General features: G+C 47.0%; 1 protein-coding gene. It reads left to right on the forward strand.

Annotated elements, in window-relative coordinates; all coding sequences use genetic code 11:
- Nucleotides 1-7,904, forward strand: a 7,904-nt coding sequence (locus AACR09_RS23590; protein ID WP_228010870.1) for a tandem-95 repeat protein, incomplete at both ends; no start/stop codon positions are given.

Here is a 7,904-nt window from a genome sequence, read left to right on the forward strand (position 1 = left end):
CTTCACGATTACGCCAGATGAGAACTTCAACGGTGACATAGATATCAGTTTCGATATCTCTGATGGTACCAATACCGTTCAAGCTTCAGCAGACCTAACGGTTAACCCAGTAAATGATTTACCAGTACCTCAAGATCAGCAGTTCAGCGTTGAAGAAGACGGCACTCTTGTCTTTACCGATGCAGACCTGTTAACTGGTGCTACAGATATTGAAGGTGATAACCTAACGGTTGAAGGTGTGACCTACGACGGTGGTGACGGCATTCTTACTGACAACGGTAATGGAACTTACACCTTCGCACCAAATGAGAACTTCAATGGTGATGTAAACTTCGGTTTCGATGTATCTGACGGTACCGATACAGTGTCAGCGAACATCGACGTAAGCGTAACAGCGGTTGATGATGCGCCTGTATCGGGTGACCTAGCGTACTCAATCGATGAAGATGGTTCGATTCGTCTAAGCCAAGAGCAATTGCTTTCTCAAGCATCTGACGTAGAGGGCGATGACCTTACGGCTAGCGGCCTAACGGTTGGTGGTGATGCAACGGTTGTAGCTAACGATGACGGCAGTTTCACCATCACGCCAGATGAGAACTTCAATGGCGACATCGATATCAGCTTTGATATCTCAGATGGCTCTAATACGGTTCAAGCCTCTGCAGACTTAACCGTTAACCCAGTTAATGACCTGCCAGTACCTCAAGATCAACAGTTCAGTATTGCAGAAGACGGTACTTTACTGTTCACAGACGCCGATCTGCTTACAGGCGCTACAGACGTTGAAGGCGATAACCTAACGGTTGAAGGTATCACTTATGACGGTACTGATGGCGTACTGACTGACTTGGGTGAGGGCTCATACAGCTTTGCTCCAAACGAAAACTTCAATGGTGATGTTAGCTTTAGCTTCGATGTGTCAGACGGTACAGATACGGTGTCTGCAAACATTGATGTTAGCGTGACTCCTGAGAACGATCCGCCAGTTGCGGGTTCAACGTCCTACACGGTGAATGAAGACAATTCGATTACCATTTCTGATGCACAACTATTGGCAACATCTTCAGATATTGAAGGTGATGTATCGATAGACAGCGTGACTTACTCTGGTAGTGACGGTGTCCTTGAAATCAATGGTAACGGCACTTACACCTTCTCGCCAAATGAGAACTTCAGCGGTGAAATTGCACTTGATGTGGTTGTTGCTGATGAAGAGGGTGCGACCGATGCAACGACCGCGGGCATCAATGTTCTTGAAGTGAACGATCCGCCGGTTGCTGGCCCAACGTCTTACACCATTGATGAAGACTCAGTGTTGACCTTCAGTGAATCACAAGTGCTACTTAATGCCTCAGATGTAGAAGGGGGTGTTGAGCTTGTGGGTATTAGCTACGATGGCCCTGAGGGCATCTTCTCAGTAAATGGTGATGGCACTTGTAGCTTCGCTCCGAATGAGAACTTTAATGGCCAAGTTCAGCTTGATGTCACCATTCGTGATGAAGACGGTGCAGAAGTTGAAACCGTCATCAATGTTGACGTGTTACCAATCAATGATGTGCCAGTGTCTGGTGATTTGGCTTACAGCGTTAACGAAGATGGTTCAATCACACTGAGCCAAGATCAGCTGTTGTCTCAAGCGTCTGATGTTGAAGGTGAAGACCTAACAGCAAGCGATTTAACGGTTGGTGGTGATGCGACAGTTGTAGCTAACGACGATGGCAGCTTCACGATTACGCCAGATGAGAACTTCAATGGTGACATTGATATTCAATTCAACATCACTGATGGTACTGACACAGTTCAAGCAACCGCCGATCTTACTGTTAACCCAGTTAATGACTTGCCGGTTCCTCAAGATCAACAATTCAGTATTGCAGAAGACGGTACGCTGCAATTTACAGATGCCGACTTACTTACCGGTGCCACCGATATTGATGGCGACGACTTAACCGTTGAAGGTATTAGCTATACAGGTGGTGATGGCGTACTGACCGACCACGGCGATGGTACTTATACCTTTGCGCCAAATGAAAACTTCAATGGCGATGTGAACTTTAGTTTCGATGTGTCTGATGGCACAGAAACGGTCAGCGCTAACATTGATGTCAGTGTGACGCCTGAGAACGATCCGCCAGTTGCGGGTTCAACCTCGTACATGGTCAACGAAGACAATGCCATCACAATTTCTGATGAACAGTTGCTAGCAAACTCTTCTGACGTTGAAGGTGCCGTGTCGGTTGACAGCGTCACTTATAGCGGCACAGATGGTGTGTTCCAAGATAATGGTGACGGCAGTTACGCCTTCCTTCCTAATGAAAACTTCAGTGGCGATATCAGCCTTGACGTTATTGTTGCCGATGAAGACGGTTCGATTGATGAAACCACTGCGGGTTTCACTGTTCTAGAAGTGAATGATCCACCGGTTGCGGGTCCAACGTCATACACCATTGATGAAGATTCGGTTCTGACGTTCAGTGAATCTCAGATTCTTGTGAACGCTTCGGATGTCGAAGGCGATGTAGAACTTGTTGGCATTAACTACGATGGCTCGGACGGTATCTTCACTGTAAATGGTGATGGTACATGCAGCTTTGCACCCAACGAAAACTTCAATGGTCAGGTTCAACTGGGTGTGACCATTCAAGATGAAGATGGCGCAACGGTTGATACACACATTAACGTCGATGTATTGCCAATCAATGATGCGCCAGTATCGGGCGATTTGGCTTACACCATCAATGAAGATAGCTCCATCACGCTAAGCCAAGAGCAATTGCTAGCACGAGCAGGTGATATCGATAGCGACAACTTAGAAGCTATCAATCTATCTACTGATGAAAATGCGACCATCCAACACAATGATGATGGTAGCTACACCATTACACCTAACGCCGACTACAACGGTGACCTAGACCTGAACTTCGATATCATCGATAACGATGGTGGTTCAGTTCAAGTTGGCCTAGACATTACCGTGAACCCGGTTAATGACTTGCCACAAGCGCAAGATCAACAGTTCACGATTGAAGAAGACGGTACGTTACTCTTCACCGATGCTAACCTGCTTGCAGGCGCGTCGGATATTGATGGTGACGAGCTGTCGATTGAAAACGTGCTCTACACAGGTGCAGATGGTGTTCTTAGCGATAATGGCGACGGCACATATAGCTTTGCTCCAAACGAGAACTTCAATGGTGATGTTCAATTCTCATTCGATGTCTCTGACGGTACTGATTCAACATCAGCTGTTATTGATGTCAGCGTTACGCCTGAGAATGATCCACCAGTTGCGGGTTCAACATCGTACACAGTTCAAGAAGATGGCCAAATCACGATCAGTGATGAGCAACTATTGGCAAACTCTTCCGATGTAGAAGGCGATGTTTCATTGTCTGGAGTATCGTACTCCGGTGATGACGGCTCATTTGTTGATAACGGTAACGGCACTTACACCTTTACGCCAAATGAAAATTTCGATGGTGATATTTCACTAGATGTTGTTGTCGTTGACGAAGACGGTGCAACCGCAACCACAACCGCTGGCATTGATGTTATTGCTGTGAATGATGGACCTGAAACGTCTGGCATTCAGGCAGAGGTAGACGAAGATAACTCCATCACCATTACTCAAGAGCAGTTGCTTGCAAACGCAACCGACATTGAAGGTGATGAGTTAACGGCAACTAACCTACAAACCAACGATCCAGATGCGACAATTGTTACTAATGACGATGGTTCATTCACCATTACGCACACAGAAAACTTCAATGGCGAGTTGGATTTCACATACAGCATCAGTGATGGTGAGAATGAAGTTCTGACGACACTCGACTTGACGGTTAATCCTGTCAACGATGCGCCGGAAGCGGGCGATGAAATCTTCATCCAAGCGCAAGAAGACCAAACCGTTGGTGTGACACTTCGTGAAGAGCCAGCACTACGTTTAGACCAAGCGCCAGAAAACGGCATCATTGAAGCGAATGTGAATGACGAATGGGTGGTACTAGAAGTAGGACAAGAAGTTCCTGCAGATACCGAAGTACGCTTTGTTCCTAGTGATGAAGCATTGGCTGAAGGTACACACACCACACAAATCGGTACGTTTGACGATAACGCGAGCGTGGATGACTGGGGGACAGAAGTAGACCCTTATACGCGTGAGTTCTCAGATGGTGACTTAACGGTAACCGTTCAAAGTAACGATGATCCACTTGGTGCCTGGAATGGTAACACCCACATTGGTCACGGACTTGGTGATACAGACCGTCAAGGCCTGAGTGGTGATGAGAAACTGACTGTTTCGGTTGAAGGTCAAGACATCAATGAAATCAGTTTCCACCTAGATGGTTTGGGTGGTTGGTTCATGGAAGAGTCTCGTCACTTTACAGAAGTAGAAATCAAAGCGTTCAATGAGGATGGCGACCTAATTGACTCGATGACTTACCACAAAGAAGACCGTGGTACTTTCGAGACAGATTACACGCTAACGGTTGATCAACCGGTGTCTTACTTTGAGCTTGGTACCGTGCAAGGTAATGGCACTTACGTCGTTCAAAACATGACAGTGTCACAAACTTTTCATGATGAAGCGGTGTTCACATCGATTGGTGTAGACGGTTCAGAAATCACCGAAACGGTTGAGTTGAACATCCATGCGGGTGACAACGAAATTGAGTTAACGGCTGATCTTCCTAATATCACTATCGATACTGAAGGTTCTGCTCAATTTGCTTCGGTTGTGATTACTGAAGAGCAACTACTGGCGCAAGCATCTGATATTGATGGCGACGACCTTGATATTGAAAATCTAGAGCTGGTGGGTGAAAACTCAGAGCATGCAACACTCATCGATAATGGTGATGGTACTTGGACGGTAACGCCGGATGAAAACTTCCATGGTGAAATTGAACTCGGCTACCAAGTTACCGATGGTGAGCTGACAGACAGCAACATCATCAACATCAACTTCGAATCAGTAAATGATGCGCCAATCGTTTCTGGCCCGATTGTTCTATCGACAGACGAAGATGAAGGTATCACGTTCAGTGCGGATGACTTGCTAGCGAACACCACCGATGTGGAAGGCGATACGCTGTCTATTTCTGACATCACTTACGGTGGTGATAACGGTGAGCTAGTTGATAACGGCGATGGTACGTTTACCTTCATGCCGAATGAAAACTTCAATGGTGAAATCGACATCGACTACAAGGTGTTTGATGGTACTGATGAAGTTGCAACGCACCTAGACCTAACGGTTGTACCGGTCAATGATGTGCCAGTTCCTGGTGAGCCATTGCACACCCAAATGCTTGAAAACGGCTCCATGATCATCGAAGCGAAAGACCTATTGTCTGGTGCGACCGATGTTGATGGCGACATTCTTCATGTTGAAAACCTATTACTCGCAGACCAAACGCAAGGTACGTTAACGGATAATGGCGATAACACGTTCACCTTCGAGCCTGCAGAGAACTTCTCTGGTGAAGTGAATCTGACCTTCGATATCAGTGATGGTCAAGCAAGCGCGCCAAGCACTGCAACAGTCGACGTTGAAATTGTCAACGATGGCCCAGAGGTTAGTGGCCCAATTGAAGCCGCTGTTGATGAAGATGGGTCAATCACTATCACTCAAGGGGATCTGTTAGCGAATGCAACCGATGTGGATGGCGATAACCTTGAAGCGGTTAACTTTGCGACCAACGATCCAAATGCGGTTGTTGTAGAAAACCCAGACGGTAGCTTCACGATTACACCAAGTGCAGACTTCTTTGGTGAGATTGAATTTACTTACGATGTCACTGACGCGATTGAGACCGTGGCTGCCGACCTCAACTTAACCGTCAATCCAATCAACGATGCGCCAGACGTTCCAGACATGTCTTTCACTACGGAAGATGGTCAAGCGATTACTATTACCGAAGCTGAATTACTGGCACAAGCGACAGACGTTGAAGGTGATGAACTGTCTGTGGTGAATGTGACGAGCGCAAGCGACACGGTAGAAGTCACAGATAATGGCGATGGAACATACACATTAACACCAGAGCAGGGCTTCTTCGGTAACGTTGACTTAGCGTTTGATGTGAGCGATGGCACTGATGTGGTTGCCGCAAACATCGACCTAAAAGTTGAGTTCGTCAACGATGCACCAGAAGCGACGCCAATGGTGGCTGATGTCGACGAAGATGGCTCAATCCTCGTTACACAAGAAATGCTGTTGGAGAACGCGAGCGACCAAGATGGCGATCAGCTATTTGCTTCTTCGCTTGAAACCAATGATCCGAACGCCAGCATTGTAGACAATGGTGATGGCACGTACACAGTGACACCTTCTGAAAACTTCAACGGTGATATTGCATTCACTTATGAGGTGAGCGATGGTGAGCTGAGCACGTCTAATAATATGACATTGACCGTGAATCCGGTGAATGACATTCCAATTGTTGCCCCAGGAATGTACCACATCGAAGAGGATGGCAGCATCCTGTTCACTCAAGAAGATTTGTTGAGTGGTGCAATTGATATTGATGGCGACGACCTAAGCGTTACTAGCATCAATTACTCTGGCGATGAAGGTACAGTCACCGACAATGGTGACGGCACGTTCAGCTTCGTTCCTGAAGAGCACTTCAGTGGTGATCTGCAGTTCAGCTTTACGGTAACAGACGGTACGGATGAGGTTGAACAAGACCTTAACGTTCATATTGAAGCAGTCGCGGATGCGCCGGATCTTGTGATAACCGATGGCGACGGCGTTAACGTTGATGACCAAGCTATTTTGGTTGAGCCAGGCGGCATTGTTGAGCTTAATATTGCGGCTGCGCTAGTAGACCAAGATCTATCAGAAACACTGACGGTAACGGTGGATGGTGTGCCAGAAGGTTCGGTTATTCAATACGATAATGAAGGCGTTCTGAATGACCAAGAAAACGGTATCACCAGTTACAACGATACTGAAATCACAGTAACGTTTGAAGGTGAAACCGCGGGATACCAAAACGCAGCGGGTTACTACAAAGTCGATGAAGACGGCAACATTACAGGTGTTGAAGTTGTCTACGAGAATGCATCACAAGTGGGTGGCGGCGGTGACCTTGTCCCTGGGCAAGATCAGTTCAGCTTCCAAGTCGAGGAAGGTGAGAGCTTTAACCTGTTCTTAATTCCAAACGGACATCAGCACAACGACTTTGATGCGATGCAAGACGGTCAGTATGAGTTCCGTGCTGAGGATGGTTCGCCTGCGAACATGGATACGGTTGATCCTCAACTTGTCTTTGTTGCGGCAGATGGCACTGAGACCGTGGTTCAAGGCCAGAATGGTGACGCGATCTTCCATGGTGGTTCAAGCTCTCAGCTAAACCAAGATGGTATCGAACATACTCGCACGACGGTTAACGAAGACGGCGAGCTGGTTTACGGCTTTGAAGATCTGTATGGCGGCGGTGACGCTGACTACACAGATTTCAACTTCACAATCGATGTGGGTGAAGTGAACAGCCAAATCTACAGCGGTGAAGTGACGGTTGGCCCTGATGGTACGGTGAACTTACCAACAACGGCTATCGAAAATTCACTACAAATCCAGTTACCAGAAGACTTCAACGAACAGCTTGAAGTTCATGTAACTGCAACCGCAACAGAGCTATCGAATGATGATTCTGAAACGGTCTCTCAAACCATCTACATTAACGCGACAGGCGCGCACATTGAGCACGCACCTGAAGCGCTGCCTGTTGCAGCAACAGTAGAAGAAGATGGTTCTATCACCATTACGCAAGAAGACTTGTTAGCTAATGCTCGTGATCTCGATGGCGATCAGCTGACGGCTCTGAATTTAGCAACCGATGATGAGAGCGTTACGATTACTGATAACGGTGATGGTACGTACACATTAACGCCAG

It is taken from the genome of Vibrio sp. OPT20 (assembly GCF_963889365.1).
In the GTDB taxonomy this organism is placed as follows: Bacteria; Pseudomonadota; Gammaproteobacteria; order Enterobacterales; family Vibrionaceae; genus Vibrio; species Vibrio splendidus.